Raw genomic sequence first — 21,663 nt, 5'->3', positions numbered from 1 at the left:
TCCTACAAAACAAACTCAGATAAATTAACCAGCAGCTTCAGCGGCTAATTCAGCAGCGGTCTTACCAACAATACTGGTGTCTTCTACTTCCATAATACCGAAGTCCATCAGAATTTCTTCTAACTCGTCCATGGTTAATGGGGTAGGAATGACTAATTTCTTGTTGTGGATGATTTTTTGTGCTAAAGCACGGTATTCATCGGCTTGTTTTGCTTTGGGATCGAACTCGATCACAGTCATACGACGGATTTCAGCGTGTTGTACGACGTTGTCACGTGGAACGAAGTGAATCATGTGGCTGCCTAAACGAGCAGCTAAAGCTTCAATCAATTCGTCTTCACGGTCGGTGTTACGGCTGTTACAAATTAAACCAGCTAAACGCACGCCACCAGAGTTTGCATATTTAACGATACCTTTGCAGATATTGTTAGCAGCATACATCGCCATCATTTCGCCAGAGCAAACGACATAGATTTCTTGGGCTTTGTTTTCGCGAATGGGCATAGCGAAACCGCCACACACCACGTCACCTAACACGTCATAAAATACGAAGTCGAGTTCTTCATCATACGCGCCTTCTTCTTCTAAGAAGTTGATGGCGGTGATAACACCACGACCTGCACAACCAACACCCGGCTCAGGACCACCTGATTCAACGCATTTGATACCGGCATAACCGACAGATAATACGTCTTCTAATTCTAAATCTTCGACTGTACCCGCTTCGGCAGCCAATTGCATAACGGATGTTTGTGCTTTGGAGTGCAGAATTAAACGAGTGGAGTCAGCTTTGGGATCGCAACCGACGATCAGCACTTTTTTGCCTGCTTCTGCCAGCGCTGCTACTAAGTTTTGAGTAGTGGTGGATTTACCAATACCACCCTTACCGTAAATTGCACATTGACGTAACGCCATTTGTGGTTCTCCTTAAAATAATGAGAGAGGGACTTGATTGTCGCAACTTGTATATGGCAAGCAGTGTGCCAATTTTAAAAATAGCAATAATATATTGATTTATATTGTTTTTAGCGTTTGTTTGTGGCTGTTTTATTAGGTAGGATGTGCTACAAAGTAAAAAAGGCATTGTATGCTTGATTACAAAAGCTCCTTTTTTAGGTATGCCTATGGTTTTTGTCGGATTTAGAATCGTCTAAAGATGCTGTGCGACAGTTGTCGCACAAGTAAAGAAGGGGGATATCGACGGGATTATTGTAGTTCGGAGAGGCAGGTATTAAGGGTTGTGATATTCTCCTCTTGGATGCTACCGCCCTCATTTTTTCCTTTACATATCATGAATTTTAATGCGTTATTGTTGGGTAGAAACTGTTTTTGTAAGTGGTTTAACAATTGTTCTGCTTGTGTTTGACTTTCTACAATGGCAAAACCTGTGGGTCCCCAAGAGCTTTGTCCAACACCCGTGACTCCTTGTTGTTCTAAGTAATTGAGAATGCGTGCAACGGTTGGACTGGTAAATCGCCCGCCTTGTGCTTCAGCAAAGTGGTCTCCAACAACCCGTTGTAATTCGGCAATTGCTAATCCAAAGCGGTTTAATTCTGCTAAGGCTAATGCGGGCAAGGCTTGCATTAAGATTAAACGGCATAAATGCGCTGCGCGTTCGGGTGGAAAAGGGGGTAAATGACGAAAAGCAGAAACTTCTTGTTCACCATGCACGCCCTGCCGTTGTTCATCAAAAATCAATAAAATTCGCCAGTTAGTTGGAAACGGTAGGCGGGCAATGAGCGGAGGAGGGAGAATATCATGGTTTGAACGACCACCATCTAAAATAACGCCGCCTTGTTCAAAAGCTGCAACACCAATCCCTGAGCGCGCGCCACGTTCTAATAAACTGGCGATTTCTCGCACATTGAGCGGTAATTCAAAATAACGCGCAATACCAACACCAACCGCAAGGGATAATTGTGTTCCTGAACCTAAGCCTACGTGTTCGGGAATCGCCTGTTGTAGGTGTATTTTTAAGCTTGTTGGTAGGTTTAGGTGTTTACAAAAATGTTGGGTGTATGTCGCAACCCGTTGACTACCATAACCACTAACGCTTAATTCTGGCGCGTGACTTAACGTAATTTGTGTGTAAGGTTTATCTAGGGTTAAGCCTAGACTGCCAAAACGCCTGCCTAATCCTCCGTGTAAGTCTAAAAAACCTAAGTGTAAACGGGCAGGTGCTTTTATTTGAATGCAAGAGTGTAACTGCGTTGACATCATTGTTTTAAATCGCGTTTGGTGGTGTATAAGATTATTGTTGTATGTGTGATGCGTGTTGTTCGACAAGAAACAATATCATAATGCAAGAATAGGAAGCCTTGTCGAGAAAATCTAGCCAATGTTAAGGCAGAATCAGATTGCAGGCGGCAGAAAACGACAAAGCAAGAACAACTTATCTGTTCTTGCTTTGTTATGTTGTTACAAAGGCAGGTTATTTACTGATTGTTGTTATCTCAATTTTACCAATATTTTCAGAAAGTTGACGCGTTCTTGTGTTTTCACTTTCCCATGTAATAGCACGTAAGGTTGAACGTGCATTAGCAGGTAATGTTATCTGTTGTTGTTGAGCAATGGCTTGTCCTTCAGCATTGACTTTTTTCATTTTCAAGCTGTAAGCACTGCTGTCTAAACGTGCGACATTGTCACCATCTTTGGAAACACTCATGACTAATAAGCTGTTATCTTCGTTAAACAGCAGTGCAAATTCTTGTCCTTGTGCTAACTGGATATTGCTAATTTCATACTCATAACTGGCTTGTGTATTATCATCGTTGATGGTTAAAAAGACGGTGGGTAAGTTAGTGAGTTGGGTATTGCTACCAATATAAACAAAACGTCCTGATGGATGTACGCCAACATACAAATGTTCGCTAGCTGACAATTGAATATTTTCAAAACCCGCAAAACCTTCTTTTCCCTTAATACTAAATCCAAAAGGTGCTTGGGTTGCAAGGGCTGAGGTTTCTAATAAGCCTATTTCAACACTTAAAGATTGGTCTTGAATTACTTGTAAATATTGGTCTAACGCATCACTACTATTACTGGGTGGTGTAAATGCCATTAATGGAACTAAATAGGCAGGGGGCGTACCGTCATCTAAACTCAACCGAAATTCAGCACCTGCAATTTCATTAATAAAAACCCCTGTTGTAAAATCAAAACCAATCCGTTGTTCTGCTGCATTTGTTACCAGCATTCGCGCTTGTTTAGAATGTAACCGTAACTCTGCAACATCTAGCTGATAAATACCGGGATTATCGTGAGCAGATAGTGGAATAGCCCCTAACGTTTTAGTAACGGCATCTCCAAAATAGCTTGAAGCAGGTTCACTTGGATTAATGGTTGCTCCCTCATAAACCCATGTATTCATATCTCGATTAATCTTTACAATTCGTGAACTATCATCAGGATAATTGTTATCATAGACATAAATCCACACTTCACCATTGCCCTTATCCTGTACGGCATACGGTGTAATCGCGTGTCCACCTTCTTTCTGATTGTTGTAGATAGTGAGAATCGCAATAGGGTCGCCATTTTTCATGCCTGTTATGACTGCATCTAACACTTCATTAGGCGTTTTTGTTGCATTAATTAAGGCTTGAATATTGGTTAAACTCTGCATGACAAAATAACGAGCAATATCCTTACGAATACTGTTTTTCAACAATCGAATGGGTTGTGTTATATTCTCCTGATATTGTTCAGGCTTTATCTTTTTTGTAAATAAAGCAGTGCTTGCTAGTGCCATTCCATAACAATGCCCACCTGTCATACCTTCCAACCACTCCTGTTTTTGTCGTTGTGCCGTTGCTTTTAAAACACATGCACCATCAGCGGTTAAATGACAGGCTTGTGCGCGTCCCAAAAAATCAACAATGTCTTGGTCGTTTAAATCGGTTGCTTGCACATCGCCATAGTTTTCAAAACCAAAGCCATCAGGATTCGGTAAAAATCCCAGTTGTGCGATAAAATCCCCCGTTAAGGCGGTCGGTGTTTGGCTATTGACACGAATATTAATAGCTGGCGATGTTCCTACATAAGCATCCCAACGGTAACCCACATAAACCGTTACTCCCCCCTTTAACAAAGCCCCTTCATAGATAGGCACTTCTACGGGGGATAGAAAGGATTCTACAGACATAAAAGGTTTAATCTGTGTAATTCCTTGCCATGCTTCCAGTTTGATTGCACCCGTATCATTGTCATGGCTGATGACGAATGTAGCACCATTATATTCAGCTAAAACAAAAATATCCGCAGGGTTTTGCGCTATTTTAGAACTCACCGTTAAAATGGTTTTTAATGTTATCGCTTGTCCTTCAATCACATTTAATTCTGACTGAAATGGCAAACCATCCACACTCCCACCGCCACTAAACGATAGAAAATCGGGAAGAATATTAAAATTCACCAAGTTAATCAAAGGTGATTTACCCAACAAAGGCATTTCTATTGCGTTTGCAATCGGCACTAAACCCAATATCAGTAAGCCACTTAATATTATCTTTCTATACATATAATGATATTCCTTAAAAATACTATTTTTGATAAATAAATATAATTAACTAATTATAATATATACTATTAATTATCATTAACTACTAAAATAAGGGGTTCATTAGATGATATTTCAAACAATAGAACAATAGGGATAATTTTGTATAAAGACTACAATTTGTCTCATTGTAGAATACCCCACTAATTAAATTGAGTCGGATTCATCATGGTACAAAAATATGCTTACCGAGCAATGGATGGACGCGGGCGCGTAATGGAAGGAAGCATTGATGCGAACAATATCAATGAACTAGAGCATCGGCTAGAGAAAATGGGTTTAGATTTAATTCATTACCGTATAAAACAAACCTATAATCGCCATGCTCGCCGCAAAATTACTCGCCAAGACCTGATTACTTTTTGTTTTTATATGGAGCATTTAAGTCGTGCGGGTGTTCCTTTATTAGACGGACTCACTGATTTACGTGACAGTTTACCCCAGTCTTATATGCGCGAGGTATTGAGCGGATTGATAGAGGATATTCAAGGCGGAAAAACCCTTTCTGAAGCAATGCGAAGCTATCCAAGCATCTTTGACATGGTTTTTATCAACTTGATTTTTGCAGGCGAAGAAAGTGGTCAATTAGTTAGCGTTTTTCAACATTTAACCAATACCTTAAAATGGCATGATGAACTCATTGCAAAAACTAAAAAACTACTCATGTACCCCAGTTTTGTTGCTGTTGTTGTTATTGGCGTTTTTTTCTTTTTAATGACTTATCTTGTTCCACAACTAATTGCCTTTATTCAAAATATGTCCATGGGGTATCAACTACCATGGCATACACGCTTATTAATCGTGGTTTCTGACTTTTTAGTCAACTATTGGTATATTGTATTATTAACACCTATATTACTATTTTTTCTGCTTAAGTTTGCGATGCGTAGAAGCCAACGGCTTTGTTTTAAAATTGATTTATTGAAGCTGAGGGTTTGGCTGATAGGGCCTATTTTAGAAAAAATTATTTTGGCACGCTTCGCCAATTTCTTCGCACTGCTTTATGGTGCAGGGATTACCGTTTTAGATGGACTCAAAATTAGCAAAGCCTTAGCAGGAAACCTAGTTATAGAATCCGCCATTCAACAGGTGTATGACCATATTGCTGATGGGGTGAGCATTAGTGAAAGTTTTGAACGGGTAAGTTTATTTCCACCCTTAGTTTTGCGGATGGTAAAAGTTGGCGAAAGTACAGGCGAATTAGATGCCGCACTGGAAAACATCAGTTATTTTTATAATCGTGAAGTCGGTGAATCAATTGAAAAAATTCAAACGATGATAGAGCCTGTCATGACAATTATTTTAGGCACTTTATTAGGGTGGGTCATGCTGTCAGTATTAGGGCCTATTTACGACATGATTACACAATTCAAGTTTTAAATCCGCATGAAACGTATTCTATATCTATCTGATTATGAGTTGATTGCTTATCAAATAAAAACGCAATCACTCGATGAAGTGGGACGCTTTAATCTCACCAATCCCATCACACAACAAGCGGTGCAACATGCGTTTATCGACTATTTAATCGCAGACCCCAAAACACCTATTTATCTTCTGATAGACAGTACTCAAGAAGAATACAAACCAGAAACATTGCCCCATGTCTTTGGTAGTGACCGTAAAGCCCTCTTACAACGACGACGGGAACGTTTTTTTGAAAAACTGACTTATACCTATACCGTTATTCAAGGACGAGAAAAAAGCGGACGTAATGATGACCAAGTATTGTTTACAGCTATAAATAATAATGATTTTTTAAATCCTTGGTTAGACCTTATTCAAACACATAAAATGCCTCTCGCAGGTATTTACTCCCTCCCATTACTCAGTCAGTCGCTCCTGCGCTATATTTCGGATGACTCTTATGTGTTGCTCGCAGGATACGTCCCGCAACTCAGTAACCAGATTCCACAAGGATTACGCCAAAGTTTTTTTTATAAAAAATCGTTAAAATTTAGCCGTCTAATTCCATTACAAACCACAAATCCTGAAGAATATGCCCGTGCGCTAGTCGAACAAATGACACGCACTCACAAATACCTACAAAGTGCTAAATTACTCCCCTTTGATACCTCCTTATTAGTCCTGCTTCTTTGTCCACAAGGTCTATTAGAAACCGTAGAAGCCTATCTTGCTCGTGAGGATTTATCCGAGCTTGATATTTATCTAACGGATATTAATGACTTTGCAGAAAGAACGGGTTTAATAACCACCATAAAGCCGCTTTACTTGCACCATCTGGTTATTTACCAACTGAGCCAGAAAGTCCCTAAGAATCATTACGCACAAAAAAATGAAACACGTTATTATTTCTACCGTACCCTCTTACGCGCTGTTTATCTTGCAACCGTGCTACTTTGCGTCAGTGCAGTAGGAATGAGCATGTACTACCTACTTAATAGCATAGATATCCAAGCAGAAATATCTAAAACAACGGGGCAAATGGTTAAGTATCAACAAGAAATTAGGCAAATGCGTGCCAGTAAAGCACAATTACCTTTAGATGTTCTCCAAATTCAAAATGTTGTTCAAATTGGTCATTATTTACAAGCACAACATATTGATTCTATGCGCCCAATTCTCGTGCATATTAGTCAAATCTGGAGCCGTCACCCCGAATTAAACCTAGACAAACTAGAATGGCGTTTAGGCTTACGTGCAGACAATCTTTTTCTACAATCGTTAACTGATTACGATACGATAAACCCAACAATATTATTAGAGGACAAAAATGCACAAGATACGTTGATTGAAGGCGTTCGCTTACATGGTATTATCCGTATCAATAATCAACGGGAACTCGCAATTAACTTATTAAATATAAACAAGTTATTAAATGATTTTATTGATAAAAGTGAAGCCATGGGCTGGGAAGTGAGCTTGATTGACAAACCAAATACAGACAATCTCGGACGTGATGCCAATTTCACCATACAAATTAATCTAAAACATCCTTATTTAACAAAGACACAACCAACACATTAATCAATGAATCGTGACCTTTTTTAATTCTGCAAATCCTATAAATTTTAATGCGAAAACATAAAATAAGCATGAACAAACCACGGCTAGACATCTCATGGATAACACCGCTGTAAACGGTGGTATCCCGTATTTATCCCTTTTGTAAATCCCTTAATGTTCCTGATTAACCGCGCTAACAGGATGGGCTGGATGAGAAATTCTCTCCATTATCGCAAATAAAACCCCAGAAACGACAAAAGTGAGATGAACAATCACCAACCACATTAAGTTCTCTTTGTTGTAATGCTCAATCGCAAAAAAGGCTTTCAACAAATCAATAGAAGAAATTGCCACGATAGAACCAATCACCTTGATTTTTAAAGAACCATAATCAATATTGCCCATCCACTCAGGACGGTCTGTATGTTCTTTTGCCTCCTCAATTTTAGAAACAAAGTTCTCATAACCACTAAAAATAATAAGAATTAAAAGGTTGCTAACCAGCACTAAATCAACTAATCCCAAAATGGGCAACACCAATGCTGTCCCTTCCATAGACCAGATACTAAACAACATATCCGCGAATTTAAAAAAGAATTTAACCAATAACACTAATAGAGTAGCAACCAAACCCAAATAAAATGGCGCAAGTAACCAACGGCTAGCAAAAATTATGCGTTCAATTTTTTTTTCAATCATAATGTGCATTATTAAGTGATATGTGAGGAACAAAACAAGGGCTTTTCATCTAAAAGCCACTAAGTTAAAGAGACTGAATATAAAGACAAGTCTTTTCATTTTTATGTATTTCAACCTAAAAATGAGAACTATGATAATGTGTACAGATTAATAAATAAAAAGCGTTACTCCGCGAAAATCTGTTTTTGATTACTGAATCAAGAGAATATTATGACCGCTAATATACTGTTTTTACTGGCAACAATTGTTACTATACTCATGATAGACGGGATGTTGTTTGTTTTTCTCTCCAGCAAAATTGCTGACCTGCAAATGTTACAAAAAGAAGGTAAACGGGTTAATGGACGTGTAACTGTAAAAAACAGTAAAGCCTCTCTCCATCAAATCGCTTACGAGTTTGAAGAAAATCATCAGACTTATCAAAACGTCGTTTATTTATCCTCCACGCTATTTAACCAAATAAAAAGCACTGATACCGTTGTTATTGCCTATCAGGGCGAACAACCGAGTGAAAACTATCTACTGCTGGCTATAGAGAATAAAATAGAACAATATCATCATATTATGCGAATGATTGGGATTAGCCTGATTATTATCATTGTTGCGCTGGCAATTTATTGGTGGACACCTAAATTTTAGGCATATACGCTGCGGGAGACATATCAATGCGCGTTTGTTCATAAATGAAACGCTCTAAATCCGTTTGCCAACCGCCTGCCTCATTGCTGTAGTGACTGATACCCGCCTGCCGATTTTTTTCTTTCAATTTTAATGAATTTGCAGTTACCCTGTCGCGCAAATACGTTTCCTGATAAAACGGCGGCTTATCTTCACTATCCGTTAACCAAATATGACATTTTCCGCCATGACTCCATTCTGCAACGATAACCCCCCGAATTCGAAACAATAATACAGCCTGATTGCCTCTTACCCCCGCCCCTTCCAATGTCCCATAAGCATTTTGTAAGCTTTGCGCCAATTCTGGACGTTTTGCTAAAAATTTTTGAATGGTTTTCCCAACAGCTAACCATGCTTCATCAATATATTGACGCTCATAATATGCCCACCAAAATGCCCGTCGGTATCGCCACTGCGCATCCAATGCACACTGGTCTAAAATACTAAAAAAGGTTTCTAAGGTTGACCCTACCATCCACCGATAAAACACTTGTAATGCCTCTGTCTGCACACCCTGCCATAAAGCGGGTGAAACGCGAGGGTCTTGTAAATATTGTAATAAGAATATCTGAATCCGTTGCCTAATTAATGGGTTTGGTTCGTTTAACTGCCAAGGTAATAATAAAGCCTGTGCCAATTCACGCCGACAGCTCGCATAACGTAAACGCCCCCCATCATCACTCCATGCCAACAAACAAATTAACTCTTTTTCTGAACCGTCCAATAAATACGTTTCCAACATTTCCAATGCTTCGCGATAAGCCGCTCGTGCATAACCACTGCTTAACAATTCTCCTGTTAATCCCGCTGCTCCCAACGTTTGCACGGTATCCGCCCGTAAACAGGCTTGAGCCAGCTTATTCACTCCATTTCCTTGCGGGATAAATAATTGATATAACTGATTATACTGTTGCCAACGGGCTAACATAGAATCAGGCTTTGCTTTTAACACCTGTGCAAGAATAAACTGGGCAATGGCGGTTAAATTAGGAGGATTTTGGTCAAACTCACGTAGATAAACACGAATTAAACGTTTTACAGCCGCAGGATTACCACGTACTTGTCGCCAAAATTGCTTTAAAAAAAGCTCATTTTCTGCCAAGGTGCTGCCCTGTTTGCCATACCACAACACCCATGCCGCCCGTCGCCAATCACGCGGACTTATGTCCTGCCACTGTTTAGAAAGAATAACCTGCTGAAATTTTTCATATAATAATAACAACTCATTCGCTTTAGGGGTTTTACCTTCCATTGTAAAATCGGGTAAGGCTTTAACGGTTGCAACAAGACGAAAATCATCTAGTACACGTAAAGAATGTGTATTCAGTTTTTTAAAAGTATCCTGACACTCTTGTAAAGCACGGCGTAATTTCATCTCTCAACTCCAACACAAAGTATAATAAAGCACTAACCTTGATATTCCCCTCACACCACGCCCATAACAGTTATATATTATCTCCCTCACAAATTCACGAATATGAAAACTGCCATTATTATCAATCGTTATTCGGGTAGCATGTTGGGTAAATCTCCCATAGATCAAGCTAAAAAACTGCATCAATATGCACATGCTGCAGGACTAACTGCGCGAATTTTTGTGATTAAACCTAAATGGTTAAAAACGGTATTAACGCGATTAATTCATGCAGAATTTGAACGTATTATCGTAGGCGGTGGTGATGGCACATTAAATACAGCCGCTAATTTATTAGCAGGCACTCATATTATTTTTGGTGTATTACCAATGGGGACATTTAACCAATTTGCACGAGAATTAGGCATTCCCACAGATATTGAACAAGCCCTACACACACTCGCACAAGCAACAACGCAACTGATTGATGTTGGAGAAGTAAATGGACAATTATTTTTAAATAAATCTTCTATTGGTATTCATCCACATGCGATAGAAATACGGGAACAATATCGCCGTCGTTGGGGATGGAGTAAAGCCGTTGCTGTCAGTTTTGCACTCCTAAAAACAGTGTGGCGACCCCCTAAACTACGCTTAACTTTAACAATTGATAATCAACAACAAACAATTATTACGCCCTTTTTATTAGTTGGAAATAACCGTTATGAAACCGAGTTTTTTGCATTTCCCAAACGGGTTGCGCTCAATGATGGTTTACTCAATATTTTATACACCAATAACATCAGTCGCTTTTCCCTTTTTACGATGGCAATCCGCGCACTATTTGGCAAACCATTAAAACAAGTCCCTGAACTGATTAATATTGCACTACCGACATTACACGTAGAAAGCAAACGCAACGCTTTAAAAATAGCCATTGACGGTGAAGTCAGCAAAATAAAACCACCCCTAGAATTTAAAACTCACCACCAACAACTGTGTGTGTTAGTTCCAACACAACAACATAAGGAGGCATGATGGATGAGTTACGTGATATACACGGACTAAGCGACATTTCATGGCTACCATTGGCAGATGGCTGGTTAGTTCTGTTAGGGCTTAGTAGTTTACTCATGTTTTTTCTGATGTATCATTTTTTTCTCTATTATCAACGGCGCAGTCGTTGGCAATGGTCAGCCTACCAAGAATGGCAAGCCTTAGACCCCGCAACGGCAACCGACACCATTCAATTACAACAACGTTTGCAAGCCTTAGCAACCTTACTAAAACGCATTGCTATTCAACGTTATGGACGAGAAAAATGTGCGGGCTTGAATGGTAAAGCATGGCTTGAATGGCTCAATACATACGACCCGCAAGGCTTTAATTGGCAAATCCAAGGGCAAGGCTTACAAACCTATCTCTACAGCCCACCACAACAAATTGATTTAACAACCTATAAAGCAGAAGTAACTGTTATTTATCACGCAGTACGTGCTTGGATTGAGGTTTAACATGTTTGTTTTTCAATGGGTTTGGTTTATCGTTCTCTTACCTTTACCGCTATTATTACAACGCTTTTGGCGATATTCCCCAGAAAATACAACACAATATCCATACATAAAACTCATCACGCTAAAACGCGCCCAACAAGCCTTTAATCAATCAAATAAGCTATCTACGTCCACCAACCAACGCCTGCGAATGCGCTTATTATGGCTCTGTTGGCTGGGTTTAGTCCTTGCCTTAATGCAACCACAACTGATTGAAAAACATGTAACAATTCAACAAACGGGTTACGATTTACTATTGGCTGTCGACTTATCTGGCTCTATGGATAACGCCGATTTTTTTCTCCCAACAGGTGAACGTATCAATCGTTTACAAGCAGTAAAAACCGTTTTAAAACCCTTTATAGAAAAACGCACAGGCGACCGTATTGGTTTAATCCTCTTTGCGAATCAAGCCTATTTACAAGCACCGCTAACGCTAGATAACCTAGCCGTTGCGGATATGTTGGCCCGTGCAGAAATTGGTATGGCGGGGCGTGATACTGCCATTGGAGATGCCATAGGGCTTGCTGTAAAAAAACTACGTGAACGCCCCGCAGAATCACGGGTTTTAATTCTACTCACTGATGGTGATAACAATGCGGGAATATTAGAACCACAACAAGCGGCTACATTAGCCAAGCAATATGATATTCGCGTCTATACCGTTGGTGTTGGCAGTCAAGAAAATGCGACAAACAGCGGTTTTAATGCCAAGTCGTTGCAAGAGATTGCGAGCAGTACACAAGGAAAATACTATCCTGCCAGTGATTTACAAGCCTTAAGCAAAGTTTATACAGACATTGATACAACCCTGCACAAAACCACCGCTGAAAGCCGTCTCTATTTACAACGGACACTGTTATACCAATATCCCTTAGGATTAGCGATGTTAGCTTTATTCGGATTACAAGGATTACGCTTGCGCACTGAGTAAATGACATTACCATTTTTTCATCTCTGCTATAACGCAACATGCTATAATTATTAAATTAATTTAAATTATTTTCACAGGTCAAGAAAATGCAGAAACAAACAGGTTTTACCTTGCTAGAAATGTTAGTTGTACTGGTTATTATCGGTTTATTAGCAGGTTTAGTCGGTCCACGTTTAATGGGACAAGCCGAAACGGCAAAAATCAAAACGACAGATACACAGGTGAAAATGTTAAAGGGTTCATTAGATACCATGCGTTTAGACATTGGACGTTATCCAACGACTGAAGAAGGCTTAGCTTTACTCGCTGTCGCACCACAAGACCAAGTTATCAAAACGTTATGGAAAGGTCCTTACGTTGACGGGGCTGTTCCATTAGACCCTTGGAATCATGCGTATCAATATAGCAATGTAAAAAGTGCAAACGGCAATCCATTCACGCTCTATTCCTTTGGAGCGGATGGGCAAAAAGGTGGCACGGATGAGAACACAGATATTGGTTTTTTAGCGACAAACTAACTAAAAAGATAAACCACGGCGTTTTCTCTATTAATCCCCTGTAACGAGGGGATTTTTTAGTTAGAACTGTCGCAAGATGGAATAGCGCGGATGGGGGTTATTCATGTCGTTTCGAGTGGATAGCGTATTTTTTCTTAAACAAATAGTTAGCTATAAAAATGGTGTGTAATGCCCTTTGTGGACTAAGAAGCGGTTAAAACGGTTTTTTCCTGTGTTGTTGTCACCTTTACAACGCGCTTGTTTAAGCGTTGGTCTATCATATTTTTCAATACAACCAATAGTGCTAACCCAAAAAATGCACCCGGTGGCAGGATGGCGATTAAAAACCCTTTATAATTCTCAAAAATAGTTAAAGTCATGGTTTTTCCAAATTCGCCAAACATGATTTCAGCCTGCGCAAATAAAGTCCCATGCCCCAATAATTCCCGCAATCCGCCTAATAATACCAACGCAAAAGTAAAGCCTAACCCCATCATTAAACCATCTAACATGGCTTTATCCACAGAATGCCGTGAAGCAAATGCCTCAGCCCGTCCAATCACAAAGCAATTAGTAACAATCAAAGGGATAAAAATCCCCAACACTAAATATAAATCGTAGTAAAAGGCTTTAATCAACAATTCTACAGCCGTGACAAAAGCAGCAATAATTAACACAAAAATAGGAATACGTACTTCGTTCGGTACAATATGACGAATAAGGGAAACGGTTGCATTCGTTGCAATCAAAATTAACGTTGTTGCAATGCCTAATCCTAGCCCATTAATCAATGTACCTGTCGTTGCAAGTAACGGGCATAAACCCAACAGTTGCACAAGGCTTGTATTATTTTTCCACAAACCATCATAAATAATGTCACGGTATTCAGTGGTCATAAAAGTAATATCCGCTAAGTCAGTTGGGTTTGCCGTTTTTTATGCCTGCAATACAGATTTAAGAATTGGCAATGAACACTTTCTGCTGCCTGCCAGCATTCTGCTAGTTAAGCTGTTTGTTTCATTAACTGTTGATATTTTAATTGTAGCTCGTCTGTAGTTTCGACGTGGCTTGGATTAGTCATAATGCAATCAACAGGACAAACATCAACACATTGTGGTGTTTCATAGTGTCCAACACATTCCGTACAGAGTGTTGGGTTTATCACATAAATTTCGTCCCCTTGATTAATCGCGCCATTCGGACATTCAGGCTCGCATACATCACAGTTGATACATTCGTCAGTAATTAAAAGTGCCATAAAGTTAATTCCATACTAAAAAACTAAGGTATTTTCAATATTAGCGCATTTTCTTAGAAATCGCATCTAATACTTTTGGGTGAACAAAATCATTAATAGAACCGCCCAAGCGCGCAATCTCTTTAATTAAACTAGAAGAAATGTAAGTGTATTGCGTTGCTGGGGTTAAAAAAATGGTTTCTATATCAGGTATGAGTGTGCGATTCATGCCGGCTAGTTGAAATTCATATTCAAAATCAGAAACCGCACGCAATCCACGTACAATCACACGCGCCCCTGCTTCTGTTGCAAACTTTGCCAATAAATTACCAAATCCGCAGACTTCAATATTTTTTACATCGGCTAATGTCGTTTGTGCTAATTCAACCCGTTCTTCTAAGGAGAATAAGGGGGTTTTAGCAGGGTTAGCCGCAACGGCGATAATAACATGATCAAATAACTTCGCCGCTCGTCGTGCTATATCACTGTGTCCTAAGGTGATAGGGTCAAACGTTCCAGGATAGATTGCCTTAATTTTCATTAGGGAGTCCACTCAGTAAGGGGTAGGGGCGTTTATCATGTCAGGTGATTGTGTCTAGTTGAAGAAAACACAGGTAAGCACGATTGATGAGCCGTGTTGTAATTTAAATGGTGTCTAGTACTGGGTATTCAAAACAATCGATCTTTATTTGTTTGGTACGACCTCATTGTAATCAACATGCCGTTATTAGAATCGGGTTCATTGTAGAGGGCGCGAATTGTCTATAGCAAGTATTATTTATGAGGGGAGTGACGCACGGGGAGTGGTGCGTCGACATTTGTATCTTGCGGATAAATCAGGCGTAGGCGAGTCCTTCTTCATGCTTAATTTGGACTAATTGTCCTTGTGATAAGGACATCAGTAAAATAGCAATAATTTCGTGCATGATGACGGTGTGGTTATTGCCCGTTTTGTATAAGGCTTGTCGTAGTTGGTCGCGGACTTCGTTTTTACCCGTCACTTCAATAATGATGTCTATTGCCTCACCCATATTGGCAACCTCTATTAAATCATTCGTTGTTTTAATCCCTTTTTCGCGGGCGAAGCGCATTCCTGCAGCGTTATCATTAACATCTGCAACGGCAAGTATATTGATAAAATCGCTGGCAGACAGTTGTGTGAGTAGGGGAGTTCCTGTTTCGCCCGCGCCGATGATGGCAATACTAATTTGTGCTTTTTGCATGTTCATTTTCATTCCATCCATAATTGAGCAGTTTTTAATATTCTTCTTCTGTTTTTTGCACTAACTATATTAAGTTTTATGAATTAAAAGTGCTAGTGAAATGACACGTAATAAAGTCAAAACCTGAAGAGTCTGCAACAAATAATACTTTTTTTCTTTAACATAGTTTAATTTGTCGTTTTTCTCTAATTTCCTCATTTTGTAATATTTCTTACAAAACCACTTCCCCCCCTGCATGAATACCACAAATACGACATTTTTGCAGTGCAGTATTGCTGGTTATAGCGTTAATTTTATTTGCATTTTTTCATAAAAAAACCGTGTGGCATATTTGGTGCAACGTTATCAAAATAAGGTGGGTTTTTCTATTGGGGTAATTAAAATATCATGAGTGAATATTTACTAATTTTGATTGGTACAGTGTTAATTAACAATGTTCTTTTAAGTAAGTTTTTAGGACTTTGTCCCTTTATGGGTGTATCAAACAAAATTGATACGGCTGTCAGTATGGGCGTTGCGACTACATTTGTACTCACATTGGCAACCATTGCCAGTTGGCTGATGGAACATTTCATTCTTATCCCGCTTAATATCAGTTTCTTACGTATTATTTTCTTTATTTTGGTCATTGCAGCGGTTGTGCAGTTTACGGAAATGGTCATTCATAAAACCAGTCCTACTTTGTATCAGGTTTTAGGAATTTATCTGCCACTGATTACTACAAACTGTGCGGTGTTAGGCGTGGCATTGTTGGTTATTCAGGAAAAACTGGGGTTTTTACCCAGTGTTGTTTATGGCTTTGGCTCTGCGGCGGGATTTACGCTGGTGATGATTATTTTCGCAGGGATTCGGGAACGGATTGCGATTGCTAATGTCCCTGCTGCATTTGCAGGTTCACCCATCGCCTTTATTACGGCTGGTTTATTAGCAATGGCGTTTATGGGTTTTGGTGGTTTGTCTTTCAAGTAACTTTCATAAGGAGAACATGCAATGGTTGCTGCTGTTTTTTGCCTCACAATTTTAGGTTTTATATTGGGTGTTGGGTTGGGATATGCCGCTAGAGTTTTTAAAGTGGAAACCAATCCAATTGTTGAGGAAATTTTGGCTATTTTGCCAAACTCTAATTGTGGACAATGTGGTTTTCCTGGGTGTGCTGGGGCGGCGGACGCATTAGCAGCAGGACAAGCACCGATTACTTGTTGTCCTCCCGGTGGACGGGCATTAGCTGAAGAATTAGCTGTTAAGTTGAATGTTTCTTTTGATGCCTCGGCGGTAGAAGATAAAGTGCCTATGTTGGCATCTATTGATGAAACCAATTGCATTGGTTGCGCACGTTGCATTAAACATTGTCCAACAGATGCGATTGTTGGCGCGACAAAACAAATTCATGCGGTTATTAAAGATGCTTGTACGGGTTGTTCTGCTTGTGTGGACCATTGCCCAACAGAGTGTTTACAGATGAAGCCGATTGATATCACGTTAAAAACGTGGCGTTGGAATAAGCCTGTTGAATTGCCTGTTGCGGTTGCGGCTTAAGAATTATTAATGACACGTAGGGAATGTGTGTTGTTTCCATTCCCTATACGTTTTTTCCTTTAACCTAAGTTGATGGTAACAGATGGGTTACATGCTTAGCGTTTGTGAGAAAAGCAATGAAGTTGTTTAAGTTTCATGGTGGCGTTCATCCTGAAGAACATAAGCGAGTCACCAGTGTAAAACCCATTCGGGTGATGCCCATTCCCTCACATTTATATGTGCCGTTACAACAACACATAGGCGCACCTGCTGAGCCGTCAGTGAAAGTGGGCGATGTGGTTTTAAAAGGTCAGTTGTTGGCACATAGTCAGGGTGCGATTTCTGCGCCCATTCACGCGCCAACATCAGGAACTATTGTAGAGATTGGCGAATATCCCGCACCACATCCTTCTGGATTGCCTGTTAGAACCATTGTGTTAGCCGCTGATGGTGAAGATAAATGGTTAGAGAGTCCCATCAATGATGCAGACCCTTTGCAAGCAAGTAGTGCCGAAATCGCATTGCGTGTTGGAGCGGCGGGCATTGTGGGGATGGGGGGAGCAACCTTTCCTTCAGCGGTTAAGTTGCGTTTAGGGTCTAAACATAAAATTCATACGTTGGTTTTGAATGGGGGGGAATGCGAACCCTATTTAACGTGTGATGACCGACTCATGCAAGAACATGCTGATGGCATTGTGGATGGCGCACGGATTATTTTACATACCATTGGTGCTGAAAAAGCCTTGTTAGTGGTTGAGGATAATAAACCAGCCGCTATTGTCGCTTTGCAAAAAGCCTGTGGATTTATGGGGAATATGCAAGTTGTACAAGTCCCTGCGCAATATCCAATGGGGTCTGAAAAGCACATGATTAAAGCGGTCACGGGTTTGGAAGTGCCTGCAGGTGGATTGGGTGCTGATATTGGTGTGTTAGTGCATAACATGGGAACTGCTTATGCCGTTCATCAGGCCATTCGCCATAATCGTCCGTTGATTTCCCGCGTGATTACGGTTGGTGGGGGGGCGGTTAAAGAACCTCAAAATGTTGAAGTGCCAATTGGCGCATTGCTTTCAGATGTGATTGCGTTTTGTGGTGGATTAGTAGAAGCCCCCGCCCGTATTTTAATGGGTGGACCGATGATGGGGCAGATGATGCCCTCTTTAAATATTCCAGTTGTTAAAGGTTCTAGCGGCATTATTGCACTGACGGCTGAAGAAGTCGCCGCTAATACGACAATGCCCTGTATTCGCTGTGGTAGTTGTGTTAGTGCCTGTCCTTGCGGTTTGTTGCCACTCCAAATGGCTGCCCATGCGAAAGCAGGGAATTTAGAACAAGTGGTTGATTTTGGCTTGGTTGATTGTGTGAGCTGTGGTTGTTGTTCTTATGTTTGTCCTTCACATATTCCGCTAGTGCAGTATTTTAATTATGCAAAAGGCGAAATTGCTGCACGACAACAAGCGAAACATAAAGCCCAAGAAAACCGTCGATTAGTGGAACAGCGCAATCAGCGTTTAGAACGTGAAGTACAGGCAAAAGCAGAGGCTGCTGCTAAACGTAAGGCGGCTAAAGCGGCAAAGTCTATTAACGCTGAGTTGTCTTTAGATTAAGTATGCTTACTGGAGTAGAGTTATGAATCCTGAGATTATTGTGAGTGGTCCTCACACCCACGCGCCTACCACAGTAGCAATTGTGATGCGTCAAGTTATTTACGCACTCATTCCAGCGACGGTATTTGGCATTATTTTGTTTGGCTGGTCTGCCCTTTTATTATTGCTAGTTTCACTAGCAGCAGCATTAGCGACTGAAGCAGCCTGTTTGTACTTGATGGGCAAGCCTATCAAACCATTTTTAAATGATGGTTCTGCTGTGCTGACAGGTTGGCTTATTGCCTTGACTTTACCGCCTTGGGCCCCTTGGTGGATTGCTGTTGTTGGGGTGGTATTTGCGTTAGGTATCGGCAAGCATTTGTTTGGTGGTTTGGGACAAAATATTTTTAATCCTGCGATGTTAGCACGGGTTATGCTGTTGATAGCCTTTCCTGTAGAAATGACAACATGGATTCATCCAACCCCCTTATTTTCTGAGAACGCGCCCGGACTTTTAAGCAGTTTAGGCATTACTTTTGGCGGTAGTATTCCTAATATCGATGGTTTTAGCGGTGCAACACCTTTAGGACATGTTAAAACAGAATTGACGTTACATCAAACAGTTCCCCATGTTTTACAAGACTATAACCCGTTATATTCTTTTCTGGGTTGGACGAGTGGCAGTTTAGGAGAAACCTCCGCGCTGTTAATTTTATTGGGTGGTTTATACCTCATTTATAAACGAGTCATTACTTGGCATATTCCTGTTTCAATGCTCCTAACTTCATTGGTGTTGGCAACCTTATTTAGCTTTATAAATCCCGATAGATATACCGATGGTCTGTATCATGTTCTAAATGGTGGCGCAATGTTAGCCGCTTTCTTTATTGCAACGGATTATGTCACTTCGCCTTCCAGTAAAATGGGACAAATTCTCTTTGGGGTCGGTATTGGTGTGATTGAATATACCATTCGGACGTGGGGCGGTTTCCCTGAAGGAGTGGGTTTTGCTGTGCTATTGATGAATGCCCTCGCGCCTTTAATAGACCATTATGTTCGCCCCCGTATTTATGGTCGAACCTATCGCGGCAAACCCATTGACGTTAGCTCACGTTCTTAACGAGGGAAATCATGACAAAAGGTATTAAAAACCCCAGCTATCGTAATCGTATCGGCTACCACAGTGGTTTATTGGGTAGTGTTGGTTTGTTAGCCAGTGCTATTTTGGTGGTTGCTAACGTTGAAACCCACGAACCCATTGCAAAGGCAAAAGCCGCAGAGAAACAAGCGTCTATTGAGCAAGTTCTCCCCGCATCTATTCATGACAATGATTTTTTAAAAGATGCCGTTGAAATACCACTGGCTGATGGTTCTACACGTCAAATCTATGTTGCTAAAAAAGAAGGTGTGTTAACAGGTATTGCTTTTGAAACCGCAGGCAATGGCTATGCAGGTGCAATTAATATCATCATAGGCATAGATAAAGACGGCAATGTCTTAGGTGTGCGGACGTTAGCCCATAAAGAAACCCCCGGATTGGGTGACAAGATTGAAGCGAGTAAATCTGATTGGATTAATAGCTTTACAGGTAAATCGTTGAGTAGCCCTGATGAAAAGGGTTGGAAAGTCAAGAAAGATGGTGGCATTTTTGACCAATTCACAGGCGCGACCATTACCCCACGCGGTGTGGTTCATGCTGTGAAAGACTGTTTAGATTTTTATGCATTGAAGAAAGCCGACATTTTAGCGGCCGTTAATAAACCCGTTGCTGAGGGGACAGTACCCACAGGAGAAAGCAGTCATGGCAACTAACTACGGTAAAATTATGCGTGATGGTATTTGGGATAATAATCCTGTACTTGCGCAACAATTAGCCCTTTGTCCAACCCTTGCGGTTACAACAACGGCAACCAATGGATTGGGCATGGGCTTATCCACCTTATTAGTACTGATTCTAACCAATCTGGTGATTGCGTTAGTCCGTGATATTGTAACGCCTGAAGTACGCATTCCTGTTTTTATCGTACTCATTGCGGCTGTTGTTACGGTCATTGACATGGCGATTAATGCGTTTTTACATGACCTCTACAAAGTTTTGGGCTTGTTTATCCCTTTAATTGTAACCAACTGCGTGATTTTGGGACGAGCAGAATCATTCGCCTCCCGCAATACCATTTCGGCATCAATCGTTGACGGATTTGCAATGGGGTTAGGATTTACCATGATGTTGACTGTCATGGGGGCGATTCGTGAAGTAATTGGAAGCGGCACATTATTTTCCCAAGCCTCTTTGCTGTTAGGACAAAGTTTTTCCTTCTTAGAAATGACAATTATTCCTGATTACAAAGGTTATTTGCTCATGATATTGCCCCCCGGTGGTTTTTTAGTAATGGGGTTTTTAATCGCAGCAAAACGGGTTTGGGAAACACGTGCCAAAACGACCGTTGCACCAATCTTAGACTCCGTGGAAACATCCGCAACTTAATTTTATACAACAGGTGAACACTGTATGAATGTAGGAATTGCTTATGCAGATGCAAATCAACAAGTTTGGTTGCGCCTTGAAGTGCCTGATGGAAGTTCTGTTGAAGAAGCCATTAATTTATCGGGTATTCTAAAACGCTTTCCACACATCGATTTAGAAAAACAAAAAGTGGGTGTGTATGGAAAGATTGTTGGTTTAGACATGACGCTACAAGAAAGCGATCGTGTAGAAATTTATCGCCCTATCATTGCCGACCCTAAAACGGTTAAAAGACGAGATCGGGATGACGATGATGATGACGATGATTAATTAACTATTGGGCATTACAGAAGCTCTGTAATGCCCTGTTTTTTTGGCTAAAAAGATAGTTATTTTTT

At 40.5% G+C, this 21,663-nt stretch carries 23 protein-coding genes; 14 read left to right on the top strand and 9 right to left on the bottom strand.

Annotation, left to right across the window (positions count from 1 at the left end; all coding sequences use genetic code 11):
* Nucleotides 1-24: 24 nt before the first annotated feature.
* The 3 genes from nifH to AL038_RS03735 form a co-directional block, all read right to left on the bottom strand.
* Nucleotides 25-915, bottom strand: a complete 891-nt coding sequence (gene nifH, locus AL038_RS03745; protein WP_062149234.1) for a nitrogenase iron protein — start codon at nucleotides 913-915, stop codon at nucleotides 25-27.
* A 291-nt stretch (nucleotides 916-1,206) separates the two neighbouring features.
* A complete protein-coding gene (locus AL038_RS03740) occupies nucleotides 1,207-2,220 on the bottom strand; it encodes a beta-ribofuranosylaminobenzene 5'-phosphate synthase family protein (RefSeq protein WP_201800125.1) in 1,014 nt (337 codons plus the stop codon).
* Between the two features lie 211 nt (nucleotides 2,221-2,431).
* On the bottom strand, nucleotides 2,432-4,519 hold the full coding sequence (locus AL038_RS03735; protein ID WP_062149231.1) for a hypothetical protein: 2,088 nt from the start codon (nucleotides 4,517-4,519) through the stop codon (nucleotides 2,432-2,434).
* A gap of 207 nt (nucleotides 4,520-4,726) precedes the next feature.
* On the opposite strand from AL038_RS03735, the gene AL038_RS03730 reads away from it, so the two are divergent.
* Nucleotides 4,727-5,938: a type II secretion system F family protein gene (locus tag AL038_RS03730; protein WP_062149228.1), complete on the top strand. Its 1,212-nt coding sequence runs from the start codon at nucleotides 4,727-4,729 to the stop codon at nucleotides 5,936-5,938.
* Between the two features lie 6 nt (nucleotides 5,939-5,944).
* Entirely contained in the window at nucleotides 5,945-7,546 is a 1,602-nt protein-coding gene (locus AL038_RS03725; RefSeq protein WP_062149225.1) for a hypothetical protein, read from the top strand.
* A 150-nt stretch (nucleotides 7,547-7,696) separates the two neighbouring features.
* Here AL038_RS03725 and AL038_RS03720 read toward each other — a convergent pair whose 3' ends face one another.
* Nucleotides 7,697-8,224: a TIGR00645 family protein gene (locus tag AL038_RS03720; protein ID WP_062155331.1), complete on the bottom strand. Its 528-nt coding sequence runs from the start codon at nucleotides 8,222-8,224 to the stop codon at nucleotides 7,697-7,699.
* Between the two features lie 210 nt (nucleotides 8,225-8,434).
* Between AL038_RS03720 and AL038_RS03715 the strand changes: the two genes are divergently transcribed.
* A complete protein-coding gene (locus AL038_RS03715; protein WP_062149222.1) occupies nucleotides 8,435-8,863 on the top strand; it encodes a hypothetical protein in 429 nt (142 codons plus the stop codon).
* On the opposite strand, the gene AL038_RS03710 is transcribed toward AL038_RS03715, so the two are convergent.
* A complete protein-coding gene (locus AL038_RS03710; RefSeq protein ID WP_062149219.1) occupies nucleotides 8,853-10,277 on the bottom strand; it encodes an EH signature domain-containing protein in 1,425 nt (474 codons plus the stop codon). The two genes, AL038_RS03715 and AL038_RS03710, sit on opposite strands and share 11 nt — an antisense overlap.
* 102 nt (nucleotides 10,278-10,379) lie before the next feature.
* Between AL038_RS03710 and AL038_RS03705 the strand changes: the two genes are divergently transcribed.
* From AL038_RS03705 to gspG, 4 genes are all read left to right on the top strand, one after another.
* The gene (locus tag AL038_RS03705; protein WP_062149216.1) at nucleotides 10,380-11,294 is read left to right on the top strand and encodes a diacylglycerol/lipid kinase family protein; all 915 of its coding nucleotides are present in this window, start codon (nucleotides 10,380-10,382) and stop codon (nucleotides 11,292-11,294) included.
* Nucleotides 11,291-11,770, top strand: coding sequence for a DUF4381 domain-containing protein (locus AL038_RS03700; RefSeq protein WP_083991417.1), 480 nt, complete (start codon nucleotides 11,291-11,293; stop codon nucleotides 11,768-11,770). Before AL038_RS03705 ends, AL038_RS03700 begins: the two co-directional genes overlap by 4 nt.
* 1 nt (nucleotide 11,771) lies before the next feature.
* Nucleotides 11,772-12,743, top strand: coding sequence for a vWA domain-containing protein (locus AL038_RS03695; RefSeq protein WP_062149210.1), 972 nt, complete (start codon nucleotides 11,772-11,774; stop codon nucleotides 12,741-12,743).
* Nucleotides 12,744-12,829: 86 nt separating this feature from the next.
* Entirely contained in the window at nucleotides 12,830-13,261 is a 432-nt protein-coding gene (gene gspG / locus AL038_RS03690; RefSeq protein ID WP_062149207.1) for a type II secretion system major pseudopilin GspG, read from the top strand.
* A gap of 182 nt (nucleotides 13,262-13,443) precedes the next feature.
* Here gspG and AL038_RS03685 read toward each other — a convergent pair whose 3' ends face one another.
* From AL038_RS03685 to AL038_RS03670, 4 genes are all read right to left on the bottom strand, one after another.
* Nucleotides 13,444-14,136, bottom strand: coding sequence for an electron transport complex subunit E (locus tag AL038_RS03685; protein WP_062149204.1), 693 nt, complete (start codon nucleotides 14,134-14,136; stop codon nucleotides 13,444-13,446).
* A gap of 107 nt (nucleotides 14,137-14,243) precedes the next feature.
* Nucleotides 14,244-14,498, bottom strand: coding sequence for a YfhL family 4Fe-4S dicluster ferredoxin (locus AL038_RS03680; protein WP_062149202.1), 255 nt, complete (start codon nucleotides 14,496-14,498; stop codon nucleotides 14,244-14,246).
* 40 nt (nucleotides 14,499-14,538) lie between these two features.
* Entirely contained in the window at nucleotides 14,539-15,018 is a 480-nt protein-coding gene (coaD, locus tag AL038_RS03675; protein ID WP_062149199.1) for a pantetheine-phosphate adenylyltransferase, read from the bottom strand.
* A 295-nt stretch (nucleotides 15,019-15,313) separates the two neighbouring features.
* Nucleotides 15,314-15,706: an oxidoreductase gene (locus AL038_RS03670; protein WP_062149196.1), complete on the bottom strand. Its 393-nt coding sequence runs from the start codon at nucleotides 15,704-15,706 to the stop codon at nucleotides 15,314-15,316.
* A gap of 381 nt (nucleotides 15,707-16,087) precedes the next feature.
* On the opposite strand from AL038_RS03670, the gene rsxA reads away from it, so the two are divergent.
* The 7 genes from rsxA to AL038_RS03635 all read left to right on the top strand — a co-directional run bounded on the left by rsxA (nucleotide 16,088) and on the right by AL038_RS03635 (nucleotide 21,595).
* Nucleotides 16,088-16,669, top strand: a complete 582-nt coding sequence (gene rsxA / locus AL038_RS03665; RefSeq protein WP_062149194.1) for an electron transport complex subunit RsxA — start codon at nucleotides 16,088-16,090, stop codon at nucleotides 16,667-16,669.
* A 21-nt stretch (nucleotides 16,670-16,690) separates the two neighbouring features.
* A complete protein-coding gene (gene rsxB, locus AL038_RS03660; protein ID WP_062149191.1) occupies nucleotides 16,691-17,236 on the top strand; it encodes an electron transport complex subunit RsxB in 546 nt (181 codons plus the stop codon).
* Between the two features lie 116 nt (nucleotides 17,237-17,352).
* The gene (gene rsxC, locus AL038_RS03655; RefSeq protein WP_062149187.1) at nucleotides 17,353-18,822 is read left to right on the top strand and encodes an electron transport complex subunit RsxC; all 1,470 of its coding nucleotides are present in this window, start codon (nucleotides 17,353-17,355) and stop codon (nucleotides 18,820-18,822) included.
* Between the two features lie 22 nt (nucleotides 18,823-18,844).
* The gene (locus AL038_RS03650; protein WP_062149184.1) at nucleotides 18,845-19,921 is read left to right on the top strand and encodes an RnfABCDGE type electron transport complex subunit D; all 1,077 of its coding nucleotides are present in this window, start codon (nucleotides 18,845-18,847) and stop codon (nucleotides 19,919-19,921) included.
* A gap of 11 nt (nucleotides 19,922-19,932) precedes the next feature.
* Nucleotides 19,933-20,613, top strand: coding sequence for an electron transport complex subunit RsxG (gene rsxG, locus AL038_RS03645; RefSeq protein ID WP_062149181.1), 681 nt, complete (start codon nucleotides 19,933-19,935; stop codon nucleotides 20,611-20,613).
* Entirely contained in the window at nucleotides 20,603-21,286 is a 684-nt protein-coding gene (locus AL038_RS03640; RefSeq protein WP_062149179.1) for an electron transport complex subunit E, read from the top strand. Before rsxG ends, AL038_RS03640 begins: the two co-directional genes overlap by 11 nt.
* A 24-nt stretch (nucleotides 21,287-21,310) precedes the next feature.
* Nucleotides 21,311-21,595 (top strand): RnfH family protein, encoded by a 285-nt coding sequence (locus tag AL038_RS03635; protein ID WP_062149176.1) that lies wholly within the window; start codon nucleotides 21,311-21,313, stop codon nucleotides 21,593-21,595.
* Nucleotides 21,596-21,663: the final 68 nt, after the last annotated feature.

The organism is Beggiatoa leptomitoformis, assembly GCF_001305575.3.
Classification (GTDB): Bacteria; Pseudomonadota; Gammaproteobacteria; order Beggiatoales; family Beggiatoaceae; genus Beggiatoa; species Beggiatoa leptomitoformis.
The sequence above is the reverse complement of the archived record's forward strand: the minus strand, read 5'-3'. Positions and strand labels throughout refer to the sequence as shown.

What these genes read in the sequence shown, in the direction of transcription:
- AL038_RS03720 (WP_062155331.1), bottom strand. Translation starts at nt 8,224, where the DNA reads ATGATTGAAAAAAAAATTGAACGCATAATTTTTGCTAGCCGTTGGTTA.
- AL038_RS03715 (WP_062149222.1), top strand. Translation starts at nt 8,435, where the DNA reads ATGACCGCTAATATACTGTTTTTACTGGCAACAATTGTTACTATACTC.
- AL038_RS03695 (WP_062149210.1), top strand. Translation starts at nt 11,772, where the DNA reads ATGTTTGTTTTTCAATGGGTTTGGTTTATCGTTCTCTTACCTTTACCG.
- AL038_RS03740 (WP_201800125.1), bottom strand. Translation starts at nt 2,220, where the DNA reads ATGATGTCAACGCAGTTACACTCTTGCATTCAAATAAAAGCACCTGCC.
- coaD (WP_062149199.1), bottom strand. Translation starts at nt 15,018, where the DNA reads ATGAAAATTAAGGCAATCTATCCTGGAACGTTTGACCCTATCACCTTA.
- AL038_RS03680 (WP_062149202.1), bottom strand. Translation starts at nt 14,498, where the DNA reads ATGGCACTTTTAATTACTGACGAATGTATCAACTGTGATGTATGCGAG.
- AL038_RS03700 (WP_083991417.1), top strand. Translation starts at nt 11,291, where the DNA reads ATGATGGATGAGTTACGTGATATACACGGACTAAGCGACATTTCATGG.
- AL038_RS03725 (WP_062149225.1), top strand. Translation starts at nt 5,945, where the DNA reads ATGAAACGTATTCTATATCTATCTGATTATGAGTTGATTGCTTATCAA.
- AL038_RS03705 (WP_062149216.1), top strand. Translation starts at nt 10,380, where the DNA reads ATGAAAACTGCCATTATTATCAATCGTTATTCGGGTAGCATGTTGGGT.
- AL038_RS03670 (WP_062149196.1), bottom strand. Translation starts at nt 15,706, where the DNA reads ATGAACATGCAAAAAGCACAAATTAGTATTGCCATCATCGGCGCGGGC.
- AL038_RS03685 (WP_062149204.1), bottom strand. Translation starts at nt 14,136, where the DNA reads ATGACCACTGAATACCGTGACATTATTTATGATGGTTTGTGGAAAAAT.
- rsxA (WP_062149194.1), top strand. Translation starts at nt 16,088, where the DNA reads ATGAGTGAATATTTACTAATTTTGATTGGTACAGTGTTAATTAACAAT.
- nifH (WP_062149234.1), bottom strand. Translation starts at nt 915, where the DNA reads ATGGCGTTACGTCAATGTGCAATTTACGGTAAGGGTGGTATTGGTAAA.
- AL038_RS03635 (WP_062149176.1), top strand. Translation starts at nt 21,311, where the DNA reads ATGAATGTAGGAATTGCTTATGCAGATGCAAATCAACAAGTTTGGTTG.
- AL038_RS03650 (WP_062149184.1), top strand. Translation starts at nt 18,845, where the DNA reads ATGAATCCTGAGATTATTGTGAGTGGTCCTCACACCCACGCGCCTACC.
- rsxG (WP_062149181.1), top strand. Translation starts at nt 19,933, where the DNA reads ATGACAAAAGGTATTAAAAACCCCAGCTATCGTAATCGTATCGGCTAC.
- rsxC (WP_062149187.1), top strand. Translation starts at nt 17,353, where the DNA reads ATGAAGTTGTTTAAGTTTCATGGTGGCGTTCATCCTGAAGAACATAAG.
- AL038_RS03730 (WP_062149228.1), top strand. Translation starts at nt 4,727, where the DNA reads ATGGTACAAAAATATGCTTACCGAGCAATGGATGGACGCGGGCGCGTA.
- AL038_RS03735 (WP_062149231.1), bottom strand. Translation starts at nt 4,519, where the DNA reads ATGTATAGAAAGATAATATTAAGTGGCTTACTGATATTGGGTTTAGTG.
- rsxB (WP_062149191.1), top strand. Translation starts at nt 16,691, where the DNA reads ATGGTTGCTGCTGTTTTTTGCCTCACAATTTTAGGTTTTATATTGGGT.
- AL038_RS03640 (WP_062149179.1), top strand. Translation starts at nt 20,603, where the DNA reads ATGGCAACTAACTACGGTAAAATTATGCGTGATGGTATTTGGGATAAT.
- gspG (WP_062149207.1), top strand. Translation starts at nt 12,830, where the DNA reads ATGCAGAAACAAACAGGTTTTACCTTGCTAGAAATGTTAGTTGTACTG.
- AL038_RS03710 (WP_062149219.1), bottom strand. Translation starts at nt 10,277, where the DNA reads ATGAAATTACGCCGTGCTTTACAAGAGTGTCAGGATACTTTTAAAAAA.